This is a genomic window from Streptomyces sp. NPDC027962 (assembly GCF_055566095.1).
In genome coordinates this window covers 1-16,755 of the sequence record NZ_JBVHTA010000066.1, presented here as the reverse complement: position 1 = coordinate 16,755, position 16,755 = coordinate 1, and the positions used below count along the sequence as shown (strand labels likewise).

The 16,755-nt window shown below is 69.3% G+C and carries 10 protein-coding genes and 1 pseudogene; 9 read left to right on the top strand and 2 right to left on the bottom strand.

The annotated features are described in order from the left end of the window. Window positions 1–126: 126 nt before the first annotated feature. From fxsA to fxsT, 5 genes are all read left to right on the top strand, one after another. Window positions 127–291: an FxSxx-COOH cyclophane-containing RiPP peptide gene (gene fxsA / locus ACZ4SA_RS35285; RefSeq protein ID WP_468282360.1), complete on the top strand. Its 165-nt coding sequence runs from the start codon at window positions 127–129 to the stop codon at window positions 289–291. A gap of 41 nt (window positions 292–332) precedes the next feature. Continuing rightward, window positions 333–2,519 (top strand): radical SAM/SPASM protein FxsBH, inactivated beta-hydroxylase extension form, encoded by a 2,187-nt coding sequence (gene fxsBH, locus ACZ4SA_RS35280; RefSeq protein WP_468282357.1) that lies wholly within the window; start codon window positions 333–335, stop codon window positions 2,517–2,519. After that, on the top strand, window positions 2,516–3,289 hold the full coding sequence (locus ACZ4SA_RS35275; RefSeq protein WP_468282354.1) for an AAC(3) family N-acetyltransferase: 774 nt from the start codon (window positions 2,516–2,518) through the stop codon (window positions 3,287–3,289). Before fxsBH ends, ACZ4SA_RS35275 begins: the two co-directional genes overlap by 4 nt. A 115-nt stretch (window positions 3,290–3,404) precedes the next feature. Next, window positions 3,405–4,742, top strand: coding sequence for a TIR-like protein FxsC (locus ACZ4SA_RS35270; protein ID WP_468282351.1), 1,338 nt, complete (start codon window positions 3,405–3,407; stop codon window positions 4,740–4,742). Further along, a complete protein-coding gene (gene fxsT / locus ACZ4SA_RS35265) occupies window positions 4,726–8,667 on the top strand; it encodes an FxSxx-COOH system tetratricopeptide repeat protein (RefSeq protein ID WP_468282348.1) in 3,942 nt (1,313 codons plus the stop codon). The genes ACZ4SA_RS35270 and fxsT overlap by 17 nt, the downstream gene beginning before the upstream one ends. Window positions 8,668–8,740: 73 nt before the next feature. On the opposite strand, the gene ACZ4SA_RS35260 is transcribed toward fxsT, so the two are convergent. Continuing rightward, window positions 8,741–9,610, bottom strand: a complete 870-nt coding sequence (locus tag ACZ4SA_RS35260; RefSeq protein WP_468282344.1) for an alpha/beta fold hydrolase — start codon at window positions 9,608–9,610, stop codon at window positions 8,741–8,743. A gap of 272 nt (window positions 9,611–9,882) precedes the next feature. Here ACZ4SA_RS35260 and ACZ4SA_RS35255 point away from each other — a divergent pair, with 272 nt between their 5' ends. After that, window positions 9,883–10,968 (top strand): S1 family peptidase, encoded by a 1,086-nt coding sequence (locus tag ACZ4SA_RS35255; protein WP_468282341.1) that lies wholly within the window; start codon window positions 9,883–9,885, stop codon window positions 10,966–10,968. Between the two features lie 132 nt (window positions 10,969–11,100). On the opposite strand, the gene ACZ4SA_RS35250 is transcribed toward ACZ4SA_RS35255, so the two are convergent. Continuing rightward, window positions 11,101–12,144, bottom strand: a complete 1,044-nt coding sequence (locus tag ACZ4SA_RS35250; protein ID WP_468282339.1) for a DUF3533 domain-containing protein — start codon at window positions 12,142–12,144, stop codon at window positions 11,101–11,103. 291 nt (window positions 12,145–12,435) lie between these two features. On the opposite strand from ACZ4SA_RS35250, the pseudogene ACZ4SA_RS35245 reads away from it, so the two are divergent. The 3 genes and pseudogenes from ACZ4SA_RS35245 to ACZ4SA_RS35235 all read left to right on the top strand — a co-directional run. Further along, window positions 12,436–14,172, top strand: a pseudogene (locus tag ACZ4SA_RS35245) (PHP domain-containing protein); the annotation flags it as partial. Between the two features lie 109 nt (window positions 14,173–14,281). Then, window positions 14,282–15,739 (top strand): site-specific integrase, encoded by a 1,458-nt coding sequence (locus ACZ4SA_RS35240; RefSeq protein WP_468282336.1) that lies wholly within the window; start codon window positions 14,282–14,284, stop codon window positions 15,737–15,739. Further along, window positions 15,739–16,674, top strand: a complete 936-nt coding sequence (locus ACZ4SA_RS35235; protein WP_468282333.1) for a hypothetical protein — start codon at window positions 15,739–15,741, stop codon at window positions 16,672–16,674. The genes ACZ4SA_RS35240 and ACZ4SA_RS35235 overlap by 1 nt, the downstream gene beginning before the upstream one ends. Window positions 16,675–16,755: the final 81 nt, after the last annotated feature.

Below are 16,755 nucleotides of genomic sequence, written 5' to 3'. Positions count from 1 at the left end.
TGTCCCCATGCTGAGTTGCTGCGAGTGGCCATGAGAGTAAAGTCGTGCCGCCGGCATCGCAACGGTGCGTGGTATCCCCGCTGGGCACAGCATTGAGCTGGACACAACATCAAGGACGGCCTCGTCATGACCCTTCACTCCTCCGCCTCATTCGCCGCTGCGAAGAAGAATCGAGTTCCGCTGGCACAGATCGACGTGCGCGGCGCCGATGCCGCAGAGAAGCTCGCCCGCGTTCTGCCCGCCTCAGGCGCGCGCGCTCTGCGTTCCACCACGTTCAACTCTGCGCTCTGACACACCTCCGGAGCGCTGCGAACTGGCCCTAGACTGGTGGAATGACAGGGCCCCCTTTGGTCCCCTTCCAGCAGATTGTTGTGAAGGTCCACAGCAGGTGCGATCTTGCCTGCGATCATTGCTACATCTACGAACACGCTGATCAGAGCTGGCGTACCCGCCCGAAGGCAATCTCTGACGAAGCGATTTCCTGGACAGCTCTGCGACTGGCCGAGCATGCCAAGAGCCATGCCCTGCCCTCCGTGTCAGTGATCCTGCACGGAGGGGAGCCTCTGCTGGCGGGCCCCGCCCGTCTGCGCCGCGTCTGCGAGGAGTTCACCGCAGCCCTCGACAACGTCGCCGCGCTGGAGCTGAAGATTCACACCAACGGGATTCAGCTCAGCAGCCGCTATCTCGACCTGTTCGACGAATTCGACGTCCGGGTCGGCATCTCCCTCGACGGTGACCGCACCGCCAACGACCGCCACCGCCGCTACGCGGACGGCCGCACCAGCCATCCGCTCGTCCTGCGGGCCGTGGATCTTCTCCGCCAGGAGCGCTACCGCCACCTCTACCTCGGTCTCCTGTGCACCATCGACGTGGCCAACGACCCGGTGGCCGTGTACGACGCGCTGGCCGAGCTCGAGCCGCCGCGTATCGACTTCCTGCTCCCGCACGCCACATGGGACGAGCCACCGCCCCGTCCGGACGGATCCCCCACCGCCTACGCCGACTGGATCCTGAAGGTCTTCGACCGCTGGGACGCCCAGGGCAGGCCCGTACCGGTGCGGCTCTTCGAATCCGTACTCTCCACTCTCGCCGGGGGCCCGAGCCTCACCGAATCCCTGGGCCTTGCCCCCTCCGACCTCGTCGTCGTCGAGACCGACGGCACCCTGGAGCAGGTCGACTCGCTCAAGAGCGCCTACGAGGGCGCGGCAGCCACCGGATTCGACGTCTTCGGCGACCCCTTCGACCGCGTCGCCTCCCACCCCGGGGTCCGGGCACGCCAACTCGGCCTGGAGGGCGTCAGCCGGACGTGCCGTCAGTGCCCGGTCGTCAGGTCCTGCGGCGGCGGGCTCTACACCCACCGCTACGCCTCACAGTCCGGGTTCGACAACACGTCGGTGTACTGCGAGGACCTCGAAGCGCTGATCCGCGGCATCGAGCAGCGCACGGCGGAGGCGACCGTGTCCCCGGCCGTGACCGATCCGGAGGCGCTGCTCATCCTCCAGCAGGACCTGACCCGCTACAGCCTCGCCCGGCTCAACGAGGAGCTGGCGGGCCGCGGCGGCGAGCGATGGTCCTCCGCCTGGCGGCTGGCGGCCACCATCGACGAGACGTCCCTCGGCCTCGACGAGATCTACGCCCACCCCTACACCCGCACCTGGCTCCACACCTGCCTGGACGCCCTGCGGGAACAGCACCCGGACGCCGTCGCACTCGCTCTGCGCCTGGACTCCTATGTCGCCGCCGCGGCGCTGCGGAGCGGGCTCGACATCCCTGTACAGGTGAGCTGCCCCACCGGCACGCTCGTCCTGCCCACCCTGGGCGAGCTGCGGCTGTCCGCGAACGGCGAGCCGTGCGACGCCGAAGTCCGCGGCAGCCGGGACGAGCTGTGCGTGACGGTGCCGGGGCGAGCGGCATTACGCGTACGGACCGGCGAGGCCACCGACGGCTGGCGGCCCGTGCACAGACCCGGGCTCGAGGGCTGGCCGGACCTCGTGCTCGACGACCTCGACCCGTTCCGTGACTGCTTCGACGAGCCGGTGCACGCCGTCGAGAACACCCAGGCGCTCGCCGCGGCCTGGGCCCTGCTGCGGGACACCGCGCCCGAGCAGGCCGCCGAACTCGCCGCGTCCCTCACCACCCTGACGCCACTGCGCGACGGTGGACCGTCGGTCGGCCGGCACGCCTTCGGCGCGCTCGGTCTCAGCCTGGGCGGCGGCCCCGCGGCCCTGGCGGCCGCGCTGGTGCGGGGCTACCACCGGGCCAGACTGCGGGCGCTCGGCGAAGTGACGGACCTGCTGGCCCAGGACGGCGCCTGGCTGCACACAGCCCCCTGGCAGGACGAGCCACTGCCGGCTTCCGAGTTGCTGGCCGGTGCCTGTGAACGCATCGGGCTCGCCGTCCTCGATCCGGAGGCCGCCGGCCAGGCCGCCCTCGCACTCAAGGCCCTTCAGGACGCACCGGAACCGACCGTCAGCGGCAAGCGCCTGATCGCCGCCCTGCACACGGAGGCCGCCCGATGACCCACCCGTTACGCACCAAGGCCCCGGCCGACGCGCTGCGCGCCCTGGGCGTGCGCCGGGGCATGACGCTCCTCGTCCACGCCTCCCTGCACGCCACCGGGCTGGGCGCGCGGACACTGCGCGACGCCCTGCTCGACGTCCTCGGCCCGGACGGCACTCTGGTGGTGCCCGCTTTCACGGCGGAGAACTCCGACACCTCGTCCGCCCACCTGGCCCGGGTGCGCGGCATGACACCCGAGCAGGCGGCGGCCTTCCGGGCGGACATGCCGGCGTTCGACCCCGCCACCACACCCAGTTCGGGGATGGGCCGGTTGGCCGAGTCCGTACGGACCGCGGAGGGCGCCCGGCGCAGCGCCCACCCGCAGACGTCGTTCGCGGCGGTGGGGCGGCGGGCCGCCGACCTGCTCGCGGACCATCCGCTGGACTGCCATCTCGGCGAGCGATCACCACTCGGTGCGCTCTATCGCGCCGGAGCGCACGTACTGATGATCAATGTGGGTTTCGCCAAGTGCACCGCATTCCATCTTGCCGAGTACAGGACCCAATCACCGATGCGCACGTACCGTTGTGTGGTGCACGAGCCGGGGGGCGGTTCCGAATGGATCGAATACACCGACGTCGAACTGGACGACAGTGATTTCGAGGCCGTGGGCGCCGCGTTCATTTGGGGAGTGGAACGAAGCGGACAACTGGGGGGAAGAGCCGCAAGACTGTTCTCGATCAAGGAAGCGGTCGACCACGCGCAGGGTTGGATGACCGAAAAGCGGTGATGATTGACCGAACGGCGGGGGGATGAAGTGCGACCCGCTCCGGAATGATTAATTCGCTCGCGTCTTTCATCGATAGTGGGTGTCAGGTCGGGCGTTCACACAGGACGGGGGTCGTGTGTCGGATTCAGCGCAGCGGGCGGCGGACCATCGGCCGTACTTCTTCTTGAGCTACGCGCACACACCGCGGTACGGGGCGGGAGGCCCCGATCCCGATATGTGGGTCGAGCGTCTCTTCCGTGATCTGTGCGGCCATGTGATGGCCATGACCGATCTGCCCGCCGGCGCCCCTGCCGGCTTCATGGACCGGGAAATACGCTCGGGGGAGGGCTGGTCGGAACGGCTGGGTGAAGTGCTCGCCAGCTGCCGGGTGTTCGTCCCGCTGTTCTCCCCCCGCTACTTCGCCAGCGAGATGTGCGGGAAGGAGTGGTACGCCTTCGCCCAGAGGGCCATCTACCACCACGCGAAGAGCAACCGCCCCGCCGAGGCCATCGTCCCCGCGTTATGGGTGCCGATGCCGCCGGAGCAACTCCCGGGCCCGGCGGAACGGTTGCAGTTCAACCACCGGGCCTTCGGCGACCGCTATGTGACCGACGGCCTCTACGGCCTGATCAAGCTGCGGATATTCGCGGAGGAGTACGAGGCTGCCGTCTACGAGCTGGCGAAACGGATCGTCAGCGTCGCCGACACGATACGGCTCGCGCCCGGCAATCCGGTCGAGTTCCGGCAGGCACCCAGTGCGTTCGGCCGACCCAGCGGCGGTCCCCGGCCCATGCACGTCACCGTCGCCGCGCCCACCAGCCACGACCTGCCGCCCGGCCGGTCGGCGGACTTCTACGGCAAGCAGTCGCAGGACTGGAACCCCTACCACCCGGAAGCCGCCCGCCCGCTGGCGTACGTCGCACAGGACCTGGTGCGCTCCCTCAACTACCAGGCGACCCTCTCCTCGTTCGACCACGAACCCCTCGCGGAGGCCGGTCAGCCGCCCACCCGCCCCGAGATCCTGCTCGTCGACCGCTGGGCCCTCGAGGACGAGGAGCGGCGGCGCAAGCTCGCCGCCTTCGACGCACAGCCCCACCCCTGGGTCAGCGTCGTCGTCCCGTGGAACCGCGACGACCCCGACAGCCAGGGCTCGGAGGCCGCCCTGATCGAGAAGCTGGAGCGCACCATGCCGCACCAGATGCGCCACGGCCGTGCCGCCTGCCAGGCGGCCGCCAGGGGCGTGCACAGCATGGAGGCCTTCGGGCAGCTCCTGCCCCAGGTGGTGGAGGCTGCGGCACAGGAGTACCTGCGGCATGCCGAGGTCTACCCACCCGCACCGCCGGGCGGCGGCAGCCACAGCGAACGGCCACGGCTGCGCGGCCCGATGGCGTCCGAGTACAGCACCACCTATTACGTCCCGAACATGCGTGACATCGCCCCTGATGCGGAGGACACGGATGACAGCCAGTCGTGACGGGCGCATCGTCACCTTCTACTCGTACAAGGGAGGTACCGGCCGCACGATGGCCATGGCCAATGTGGCCTGGATCCTCGCGGCGAACGGCAAGCGCGTCCTGGCGGTCGACTGGGACCTGGAAGCACCCGGCCTGCACCGCTTCTTCCACCCGTTCCTCGACCCCTCCACGCTCGGCGCAACCACCGGTGTCATCGACCTGATCACCGAATACGCCTGGGCCGCGACCAACCCCGAGCCGCGCCGCGACGACTGGCACCTGGACTACGCGCGCATTCAGCCGCACGCCGTCTCGCTCACCCCGGAGAGCCTCGGCTGGGAGTTCCCCGAAGGCGGCACGCTCGACTTCGTCTCTGCGGGCAAGCAGAACCGCGAGTACTCGGCAACCGTGTCCACCTTCGACTGGGACAACTTCTACGACCGGCTCGGCGGCGGGCACTTCTTCGACGCCCTGCGCGACGACATGAAGGCCAACTACGACTACGTCCTCATCGACAGCCGCACCGGTCTGAGCGACATCGCCGACATCTGCACCGTCCATCTGCCCGACGTCCTCGTCGACTGCTTCACGCTCAGCGACCAGTCCATCGACGGCGCCGCCGCCGTCGCCCGCCAGATCGACGAACGGTACGGCGGCCGGGGCATCCGGATCTTCCCCGTGCCGATGCGGATCGACGAGGGCGAGAAGGAGAAGGCGGACGCCGGACGGGCCCTCGCCCGCCTCAAGTTCGACCGCTTCCCCAGCGGCGTCTCCGGCGAGGAAGTCGCCGCCTACTGGGGTGCGGTGGAGATCCCCTACCGGCCCTACTACGCCTACGAGGAGACGCTCGCCACGTTCGGCGACGAGGCAGGGCTCACCAGCTCGCTGCTGTCCGCCTTCGAACGGCTCACCGCCGTCGTCACCGACCAGCAGGTCACCTCCATGCCCCAGGTGAACGAGGACGTCCGGATACGCATCAGGGACGCCTTCACCCGCCGCCGCCCGGCACTGCCCGCGGACCTCTTCCTCAGCTACGTCGCGGAGAACCGCATGTGGGCCGACTGGGTCGAGTACGTGCTCGGCCGGGCCGGCTTCCGGGTCGTGCCGCGCGACGTGTCGGCGGAACGGGAGACCGTGGAGGTCGACGCCGCCGCCGCGGAGAACGCCGCCCGGACGGTCGTTCTGCTGTCCAGCGCCTACCTCAAGTCCCCCCGGGCGGTGGAGGTGTTCCAGCGCGCCGCCGCGGAGGACCCGAGCGGCGGGCGGCGCCACCTCCTGCCGATCAGGGTCGGCGACGTCCGCCTCACCACCCCCTACATCGACCGCAATCCCGTCGACCTGTTCCGGCTCGACGAGGTGCACGCCACCGGCGCGCTGCTGCGCGCCCTCGACCGTCCCGTGCAGCTGCCCGAGCCGGCCTCGCCCGGACCGCGGTTTCCCGGCACGGTGCCGAAGATCTGGAACGCGCCGCCCCGCAACCCCGGATTCACCGGCCGCTCCGTGGTCCTCGAGCGGATGCGCGACCAGCTCGGCGGCGGCATGGCCGTGGCCGCGGTGCTGCCGCAGCCGCAGACCCTGTACGGACTCGGCGGCGTCGGCAAGACCCAGGTGGCGCTCGAGTACGTCCACCGGTTCATGGCCGACTACGACCTGGTCTGGTGGATCTCCTCCGAGCAGCCCGACGACGTCGTCGCCGGACTCGCCGAACTCGCCGTCCGGCTCGGCGCGCAGGGCGGCGAGGACATGGCGGCCGCCTCCGAGGAGGCCATCGACCTGCTGCGGCGCGGCGTGCCGTCATCACGGTGGCTGCTGGTCTTCGACAACGCCGACGACCCCGAGCGGCTCAAGCGGTTCTTCCCCGCGGGCGGGCCCGGGCACGTCCTGGTCACGTCCAGGAACCAGACCTGGTCGCAGTACGGCGACGCGCTGCCCGTCGACGTCTTCCTGCGCGAGGAGTCCATCGAGCACATACAGCGGCGCGCCCGCGGACTGAGCGCCGAGGACGCCGACCAGGTCGCCACCGCGGTCGGCGACCTGCCGCTCGCGGTCGAACAGGCCGCGGCGTGGATCGCGGAGACGGCGACACCGGTCGCCTCGTACCTGGAACAGCTGCGGGAGCAGGCCGCGAGCGTCCTCGCGCTCAATCAGCCCGCCGGATACCCGGAGCCGGTCGCCGCCACCTGGAACGTGTCCATCGAGCGGCTCAAGGAGCGCTCCCCGGCGGCCGTCCGGCTGCTCCAGCTCTGCGCCTTCTTCGCGCCGGAGCCGATCTCCGCCAATCTCCTCTACAGCAAGGAGATGATCGAGGCCCTCAAGCCTTACGACGCCTCCCTGCAGGAGAAGCTGGTGCTCGGCCGGGTCATCCGGGAGATCGGCCGGTTCGCCCTCGCCAAGGTCGACCAGGTCTCCAACTCCATCCAGGTGCACCGGCTCGTGCAGGTCGTCATCAGGGCGCAGCTCAGCGAGGAGGAGCAGATGGACGCGCGGCACGCCGTCCACCGCATCCTCGCCGGAGCCAGGCCCGACGACGACGAGCCGATAGACAACCCCGAGACCTGGCCGCGGTTCAACACCATCTGGCCGCACCTCGGCCCGTCGGAGGCCAGGCACTGCAAGGAGCCGGAGACCCGCAGGCTGCTGATCGACCGCGTGCGCTACCTGTGGAAGCGCGGCGACTGGAACGCCGCCTCGGTGCTCGGCAACGACCTGCGCGAATCATGGAAGGACAAGCTCGGCAACGACGACCTGCAGTATCTGTACCTGCGCTTCCACCTCTCCAACATCCTGCGCTCCCAGGGCCGTTACGTGGAGGCCAAGGAGCTCGACGAGGTGACGCTGGAGCGGCAGCGCGCGGTGCTCGGAGCCTCTCATCCGCACACGTACATGACCACCAGCGGTCTGGCGATGGACCTCGGCACGCTCGGCGAGTACAGCAGGGCGATGGAGCTCGCGACCGAGGCGCACGAGGGGTTCAGCCAGATCTTCCACGAGTCCCATCCCCGTACCCTCGCCGCCGCCAACAACCTGGCGCTGAACCTGCGCATGGTCGGGCGGTACTCGCGAGCCCGCGAGATCGACCAGGAGGTCTTCGACCGGCGCACCGAGGTGCTCGGCCCCGACCACCCGTACACCCTCTCCTCCGCGATGAACCTCGCCCGCGACCTCAGGGAGGTCGGCCGGTACGACGACTCCGTGGCCGTCCTCAGCCGCACCTACGACATGTACAAGGAGCAGCTGGGCCGGGCCTTCCCCGGGACCCTGGCGGCGGGCAAGAGCCTCGCGGTGTCCCTGCGCAGGGCAGGCCGGCTCGAGGACGCACGGCGGCTGACGACCGCGACCCGCAACCGCTACCGCACCAAGTACACCTCCGCCAACCCGGATTCGCTGGCCTGCGACCTGAACCTGGCGGCGGACCTGTTCGCGGCCGGCGAGCCGGTCGCCGCGCGCGACCTGGCCCAGGAGGTCGTCGACCAGTACCGCCAGGTGCCGGGGGAGCGGCACCCGTACACCCTGGCCGCCATCAACAACCTCGGGATCTACGAGTGGGGCTGCGGCACGCCGGAGACGGCGGAGCAACTGCTGCAGAACGTCGTCACGGTGATGCGCGAAGTGCTGGGCGGGGACCACCCGCACGCCCTGTACAGCACCATCAACCTCGCCAACGCCCTCGCGGACCTGGGCGCCTGCGAGGAGGCGTTCGAGATCGAGCAGCGGACCGTGGCCCGGCTCCGTGAGGTGCTCGGGGCGCACCATCCCGAGGTGCTCGGTATCGCCTCCAACATGTCCGTGACGCTCGGCCTGCTGGGGCGCAAGGACGAGGCGGCGCAGCTGAGGGCGGAGACGGTGGAGGAGCTGCAGCGGCTGCTGGGCGACGAGCACGCGCTGACCCGGATCGCGAAGGACGAGCGCCGGGTGTACCGCGACCTGGAGCCGCTCGCGGTGTGAGTGCAGGGCGGTCGGCCGCCTCGGCTGTTCGGGGCGGCCTCCGGCCGCCCCCGGCCCTCCCCTGTCCCTGCCCTCAGCCGTCCTCGAGCAGCCAGGTCAGGACGCGTGGCAGTGCGTGGAGCGCGTCGAAGTGCGCGGCGGCCGGCTCGAGGACGGCCGTCGCGCCCGGGATGCGCTGGGCGAGCCAGCGGGAGTGGCCCACCGGGGAGAAGACGTCCTTCTCCCCGTGCCACAGCATCACCGGACCCTTGATGTCCGCCGGGTCGAAGCCCCAGGGGCTGCAGAAGGCCAGCGCGTCGTCGATCCACCCGTACGCCGAAGTCCGAAGTGCCTCCTGGTAGTTGCGCAGCAGCATGGACCGGACGCCGGCGTCGGAGACGACCATGCGGTCCGAGTCGGTGAGCTCCCTGCGCAGATCGTTCAGCAGCCGGACCGGGTCCTTCCTGATCTCGGCCGAACGCAGCGTGAACCGCTCGACAAGGCCGGCCGGGTCGGCGGAGGCGGTCGTGTACTCGGTGACGTTCGAAGCGGCCATGCCCTCGAACCAGTCCAGGCCGTCCGCGTCCCTGGGTGCGAGCGTGACCAGGGCGGCGGCACGGGTGACCCGGTCGGGCATCAGTGCCGCGCACGCCAGCGCGTGCGGGGCGCCGCCGGAACGGCCCACGACGGCGAAGCGCTTCAGCCCGAACTCGTCGGCGATCGCCCTCACGTCCTGGGCCACATCGGCGACACTGCGGCCCGCCAGCCGGTCCGAACCGCCATAGCCGGGGCGGTCGTACGCGATCAGCTGCGTGCCGCGCTGGTAGAGAACCATGCCGCGCGGCGCGGGGCCGAGCCGGCTGCCCGGCGTGCCGTGCAGCAGAAAGACCGGTCTGCCACGTGGATCACCCAGCCGCTCCACCACCAGATGCCGCCCGTCCGCCGCGCGCACCCGACGTCGCACCCGACGCCCCCCTTCGCCGTACATGGCCTGTGCAGACATCATGAGCTTCCCCGCCCGTCCGATGATTACCCATCAGGAGGCCGCCGTGCCCCCGCAAACCGGCCCGGAGTGTGCCCCTGTCTGTGAAGAGGCTGTGAACGCAACAGTGTTGTCGTGTGCCCGTCCAATGGTCGACCTTGTGTGCGAGTGCGACGCCTCGGAATAGTGGGCGGCTCATCCTCCGTGTCCGGGCACCCCACTTGTCCGGGCGCGGCCCCCACAGGAGGTCGAAGTTGAAGCACCGGCGCATACCCAAGAGGAAAGCGGCAGTGGCGGGCGGCGCGATCGTCGCCCTCGTCGCCGCGGGCGTCACCCTGCAGAGCGCGAACGCCAGTGACAGCACCGTGCAGTTCGACGTGAAGACCCTCACGGCACCGGCGGCGGGGGACCTCGCCGTCACGCTGAGGGCGGACCTCGGCGCCGAGGAGGCCGGCGCGTACTACGACGCCAAGGCCAAGGCGCTGATCGTGAACGTGCTCAACGAGGACGCCGCGCAGACCGTGCGCGAGGCGGGCGGCAAGGCCAGAATCGTCGAGAACACGCTGGTCGAGCTGAAGAGCGCGCGGCAGACCCTCTCCGACAAGGCGACCATCCCGGGCACCTCCTGGGCGACCGACCCGGTCACCAACAAGGTGGTCGTCACCGCGGACCGCACGGTCAAGGGCGCCGACTGGACCAAGCTGGAGCAGGTCGTGAAGGGCCTCGGCGCCAAGGCCGAGCTCAAGAAGACCGCGGGCGAGTTCCGTCCGTTCATCGCGGGGGGCGACGCGATCCACTCCGGCGGCGGGCGCTGCTCGCTCGGCTTCAACGTGGTCAAGGACGGCGAGCCGCACTTCATCACCGCCGGACACTGCGGGCAGTCCGGCAGCGAGTGGTCCGACACTGCGGGTGGCGCGGCGGTCGGCACGATGGTCGACTCGCAGTTCCCCGGCAACGACTTCGCGCTGGTGAAGTACAACGGCGCGACGGAACACCCGAGCGAGGTCAACCTCTACGACGGCAGCACGCAGGCGATCACCCGTGCGGGCGAGGCGACCGTCGGCATGCAGGTCACGCGCAGCGGTTCCACCACCCAGGTGCACGACGGCGAGGTCACCGGCCTCGACGCCACCGTCAACTACGGCAACGGCGACATCGTCGAGGGCCTCATCCAGACGAACGTCTGCGCCGAGCCGGGCGACAGCGGCGGCTCGCTCTTCTCGGGCGACGCGGCGATCGGCCTCACCTCGGGCGGCAGCGGCGACTGCACGTCGGGCGGGGAGACGTTCTTCCAGCCGGTGAGTGAGGCGCTGTCGACGTTCGGCGCGGAAATCGGCTGACGCCGAGCTTTGCAGGGGGCCGGTTCCTGTCACGTCGACCGTGAGAGGAACCGGCCCTTTGGTGTGTGTGGGCGGCACGGCACGGGTTCGGAGCCGCACATCGGTACAGCGGCCGCAGGCGCCACGCGCCCCCTACGCCGCTCCCGCCGCCCGCCCCCTCCGCAGCGCCGCGCATGCCAGCGTCACCACCGCACCCCCCACCGCCCACGCCGCAAGCACCAGCATCGGCCCACCCGCCCCGTTCCCCCGGAAGTACGCGATCGAGCGTGCCGCGTACGTGCCCGCCCCCGGCGGCAGTGCCGGGCCGATCACCTGCCAGAACGGCGGCAGCAGCGGATAAGGGTAGGCGCCCCCCGCGCTCGGGTTGCCGAGGACGACCACGAGCAGGATCGCCAGGCCGATTCCGACGATCCCCGCCAGCCCCTGCAGCGCCAGCGTGAGGGCGCCGACCGCGAAGACCACCAGCGTGCCCAGCCCCCACAGGGCCCAGACGCTGCCCGGCAGCGCGTCCAGGACCGGGCTCGCGATCACCGCGCCGAGCAGCCCGGCCACGGCCGAGTACAGCAGCAGCACGCCCAGCCGGATGACGGCGCGGTGCGCGTTGGCGGGGCGGGCGCCCGCGCTGATCGCCAGGATCGCCGCGCACAGATAGCCGCCCACGCACCAGCCGACCACCAGATAGAACGCGGAGAGCCCACGCGCGTCGCCCGCCGCGCCGGGCACCACGTCCACGACACGCACGGCACGGCCCTGCGACTGCTCCACCTCGGCCACGATCTCGGTGAGTGCCTGCGCGAGTGCCCCGCCCGCGCCGCCGGCGACCAGTAGCCGGTCGGTGGTGCCCAGCGGGTCGATGACGAGCGCGCCGTGGATCTCCCGGTCCGTGATCTGCCGGCGGGCGCTCGCCTCGTCGGCGACGGTACGGGGGTCGAGCGGTTCGCCCGGCAGCCGGTCGAAACGGTAGAGGGCCTCGTCGGCGATCTGGGTGTCGGCCGAGGTGACCGCGACTGCGATCCGGTGCGGCTTCGGCTGGTGGAAGGCGCCGATGAACGACGTGATGAACGCGAGCTGGAGTGCCAGCACACCGATGACAAGGAGGGCCGCCCGCATGCTCACCGCGTCCTTGATCTCATGGAGGAAGCCCGTGTGCGGTCCGTCGTCCGCCGTCTGTGCCATGGGCTCAACGCTCGACGGCGCCCGGTACCCGCGCAGGTGGGGCGGGGCCGAATGGGCCAAGAGGGCAGACGCCCGGGTCGAGAGGAGGCGAAGAAGGAGTAGACGTGCGGGCCACCGTTTCTCCACGGCCGGGGGCCGCCGCGTGGCGGCTCGGCGGAACCACCGCGTAGAGGCTCGGGAGAGGGCCCCGATCGGCGTTCGAACAGGCATCGAACAATGGTCGTACGTACGTTCGAAACTGGTTTATGGTGGAGGTGGGGGAGGTGAGAACGACTGATCCAGGAGGTGCAGATGTCAGGCTTCACGCATCTGCACACCGTTTCCGGGTTCTCCCTGCGGTACGGAGCGTCCCACCCGGAGCGGCTGGCCGGGCGTGCCGCCGAGCGCGGCATGGACGCCCTCGCGCTGACCGACCGCGACACCCTCGCGGGCACGGTCCGCTTCGCCAAGGGTTGTGCCGACGGGGGTGTCCGGCCGCTGTTCGGGGTGGACCTCGCGATGGGGGAGCGCGAACGGCGTGAGGGGCCCGCGGAGCGGCGGCGCACTCCGGTGCGCGGCGGCGCGTTCGTCGACGAGTCCGCGCCCCGCACCCTCTTCCTCGCCCGTGACCGGCGCGGCTGGGCCGCACTGTGCAGGATGATCACCGCCGCCCACGCGGACGATCCCCGCGGCCCCCTGCTGCCCTGGGACGACAATCACGGCGACGGGCTGACCGTGCTGCTCGGACCGGACTCCGAGGTGGGCAGAGCGCTGGCCGCCGGCCGCCCCGACCGCGCGGCCAGGCTGCTCGTCCCCTGGCGGGAGCGTTATGGCGACCGGCTGCGCCTGGAGGTCGTGCATCATGGCCGGGACGGCACCGGCGCCGGTTCGCTGCGTCACGCCGCCCGCACGCTCGGCCTCGCCGCGGAGCAGGGCGTACGGGCCGTGCTGACCAACGCCGTCCGGTACGCCGACCCCGGCCAGGGCCCGGTCGCCGACGTCCTCGACGCGGCCCGCCGCCTGGTGCCGATCGATCCGCGCAAGGGCCTCGACAGCGGTGAGCGCTGGCTCAAGGACCCGGCCGCGATGGCGGACCTCGCCGACCGGGTCGCGCAGGCCGCCGGCTTCCGGCGCGACACCGCGCACCGGCTGCTCGCCATGACGGAGGAGACGGCCGCCGAATGCCTGGTCGACCCCGAGGACGACCTCGGGATCGGTAGCGTCCACTTCCCGGAGCCGGGCCTCGTCGGCGCCGAGCACCGCACGGCGCAGCGGGTGCTGGCTTCCCGGGCCGCCGCCGGGATGGTGCTGCGCGGTTACGACGACCGGCGCGAGTACTGGGAGCGGATGCACCACGAGCTGGACATCATCGCCCACCACGGCTTCGCCTCCTACTTCCTGACGGTCGCTCAGGTCGTGGACGACGTCAGAAGGATGGGCATCCGGGTCGCGGCGCGCGGTTCCGGGGCCGGCTCCCTGGTCAACCACCTCCTCGACATCGCGCACGCCGACCCTGTCGAGCACGGGCTGCTGATGGAGCGCTTCCTGTCCAAGCGGCGCCGCGTCCTTCCCGACATCGACATCGACGTGGAATCCGCCCGCCGGCTCGAGGTCTACCGCGCGATCATCGGCCGCTTCGGCCAGGAGCGGGTCGCGACCGTCGCCATGCCGGAGACCTATCGGGTGCGCCACGCCGTACGGGACGTGGGCGCGGCCCTGTCCATGGACCCGGCCGAGATCGACAGGATCGCCAAGTCCTTCCCGCACATCCGGGCCCGTGACGCCCGCGCCGCCCTGGACGAGCTTCCGGAACTGCGGTCCGTGGCAAAGGAGTTGAAGGGACGGAAGCGGCTGTGGGAGCTGGTCGAGGCGCTGGACGCGCTGCCCCGCGGGATCGCCATGCATCCGTGCGGCGTGCTGCTCTCCGACGCCTCGCTGCTCACCCGTACACCGGTGATGCCCACCAGCGGCGAGGGCTTCCCCATGGCGCAGTTCGACAAGGACGACGTGGAGGAGCTCGGGCTGCTCAAGCTCGACGTCCTCGGGGTTTTCGCCGCTTACTTTGTGTGTCGCTATAAGTATCTGAGCAGGCACTTGAGCGAGGCATCGATTCTCTTGTTCTACGCATTTCTTCGTGTGTCATAAGTATGCTGGGTGCATGCTGCTTGAGAGGTTCAACACGGCCGGGTGGGAACAGTGGGACGTTCCACGGCTTCCGGCGATTCCTGACGGGATGCCGATCTTGGTTGACGACGATCTACTGTTCGCCGACGGTGTCTCGCGGCGTCCGGCCACAGTGGTGAACCGATGGCTCAGGGACTTACCGAATAACAAGGTTGCCTCGGTCGGAAGTTGGTGGGCATACGGGCGAGCTGTGAAGGCTTGGATGGAGCACCTGCGTGTCCATGGAATCGAATTGTTCGACACGCGTGCCCGATTGAAAGACGCATTGAGTACTTACGCTGCGTTTCATGAGTCGGGCCCGATCGGCGAGCGTTGGCAGGCGACTTATTGGAACCAGCAGGTGAGTATCCTGTCCGGTTTCTACCAGTGGGCGGTCGCCGAAGCCGGAGTCAGTGCCGTTCCGTTCACCTACAAGCAGGCGACGGCTGCGTTTGGTGGTACCAAAACTACGGTGATGACGAACCTGGCCACGAGGCGGGTCGGGAAGCCTCACGTGACGGTCCGCTACCTGGAACCGGAATTTGAGGATCTTTTCCTCAAGGGGCTGGGGGGACTTGGTCCCGATGGCACTGCGGACATGAATTTTCACGGTCGGGAGTTGTCGAGGAACGGTGCGGGTGGGGCGCTGGCCTTGGGGACGGGGATGCGTCGTAGGGAGTTCAGCATGCTGCTGCTGTACGAACTTCCTGCGTTACCACGGCGCCCGACCGAGGTGCCGATCGAGTTCCCGGTGCCGGCGCCCCTCACGAAGGGTCGGAAATTCAGGCGGACTTGGATCGCTTTCGAGGACCTTGAACGGGTGCACGGGCATGTCCGCCTGGACCGGCAGATGACCGGAGCCGGATCTACGTGGACGCCGCCGCGATCGTGGGGAGAGCCTTTGCACGTGACCGAGCCGGACGTGCGTGGTGGCCGGGTGAACGGCACCCGCGTCATGTGGGGGGCGCTGACGCCGGCTGAACGTCTGAGACTCGTTGCACCCGAAGGTGGCTCGTGCCTGCTCTGGCTCAAAAGCCGCGGAGCTCCGTTCACCGCTTGGTCCACCGTCTTCGAACGCACCTCCCAGCGGATCGCCAAACGATGGGATCCGCGATTTCCACACGTGTATCCGCACCGGTGCCGGCACACGTTTGCTATGCGGACCCTGGAAAAGCTCGCGCGTGGCTACTACGCGAGTGCCGCCCAACTAGCGTCGGACGATGCAGATGCGGTGTGGCTGCACTTCCTGACTGCCAATGAGCCGTTGCTAATTCTGCGCGATCTCCTTGGCCACAGCAGCGTCCTGACCACGGAAATGTACGTCAAGCGCCTTGATGTTTCGCGCATTTACAAGCAGGCATACGCCTCCTCATATGAAGCCCGTGCAAGTTCGCTTCAACTAACCAAGGCCGAAATTGAGGTGGAAGCCGAGTTCAAAGAGGAGGACAGCTGATGCCAGCACGTTTGGTGAAAGCCCCGCTGGGCGTGACCTGTACCTTCAGCAAGGGCCGCACCAGATCACTGACCCTCACACTCGCGGAGTGTTACCAGGGTGCTCTTGCCGAAGATCTTTTGACCGGGCTCGTTTCTCTCGTCCATCCGCACGGCCGGGTCGATTCCGCGATGCTGGTGCGGGACTATGTGCTGTCGATCAGGCTCATAGTCGATGCGCTCGCCGACCGGACTCCAGGCGGTGCGCGGGACTTGACCGTTGCGATGCTGTCCGAGTTCTGGCTCTCACATTCTAATCGAGCCGAGCGGCACACCAGGGCCATGCTTCTCGGGCTGAAGGAAGGTGGGGCTGGGCTTCGGAGCGAGGTGCAACAGTTCGCGGAGGGGCGAAAGTTCAATCGCGCGAGCCGGTCGGAGCCGCTCGCACCGTATACGGAGGAGGAATGGGCAGCCCTGCAGGCAAGATGCCAGGAGATCGTCGATGCCGCCTATGCCGACCATCAAGCTGCCCTGCACGAGGTGGAGGCGACCGACGGATCCGCCCTGCTGGAGCCAACGCCGGCAGGAGTGCTGCGGCTCCTCGCACGAAATGGTCCAGCTACCACCGGGGAGATCTGTAAACATTTCGGGATCAGAAACTCGGTGAGGCAATCGGCCCTGCAGGTCGGACCAACGAGTGTGCGGTTGTTCCCGTCTGTGGAGACAGCTTTTGCCTACCGGACCTTGTTCGCTGCTCGGAGTGGAATCGTTCCAGACGGCATCGAGGACTTGGGGCTTGGGGACATCGACTGGGCGGGAGACAAAACCGTCCTGCTCAACTACTTTAAGGGGCGCACCTCGCGCGAGAGTAACAACCTGCCCAAGTCGGCCGTAGCCATCCTCCAGCAGTGGCTGAAGCACTCTGAGTTCCTACGGACCTTCGCTAGTGTCTCGTGATCCTGTAGGCGTTACTTGATCTCGCGTATCTCGTTGTTACCGACATGGAGCTCTCCGTGGAACAGGCCGCAGAGTTGCGGG

What these genes read in the sequence shown, in the direction of transcription:
- fxsA (WP_468282360.1), top strand. Translation starts at nt 127, where the DNA reads ATGACCCTTCACTCCTCCGCCTCATTCGCCGCTGCGAAGAAGAATCGA.
- fxsBH (WP_468282357.1), top strand. Translation starts at nt 333, where the DNA reads ATGACAGGGCCCCCTTTGGTCCCCTTCCAGCAGATTGTTGTGAAGGTC.
- ACZ4SA_RS35275 (WP_468282354.1), top strand. Translation starts at nt 2,516, where the DNA reads ATGACCCACCCGTTACGCACCAAGGCCCCGGCCGACGCGCTGCGCGCC.
- fxsT (WP_468282348.1), top strand. Translation starts at nt 4,726, where the DNA reads ATGACAGCCAGTCGTGACGGGCGCATCGTCACCTTCTACTCGTACAAG.
- ACZ4SA_RS35250 (WP_468282339.1), bottom strand. Translation starts at nt 12,144, where the DNA reads ATGGCACAGACGGCGGACGACGGACCGCACACGGGCTTCCTCCATGAG.
- ACZ4SA_RS35240 (WP_468282336.1), top strand. Translation starts at nt 14,282, where the DNA reads ATGCTGCTTGAGAGGTTCAACACGGCCGGGTGGGAACAGTGGGACGTT.
- ACZ4SA_RS35235 (WP_468282333.1), top strand. Translation starts at nt 15,739, where the DNA reads ATGCCAGCACGTTTGGTGAAAGCCCCGCTGGGCGTGACCTGTACCTTC.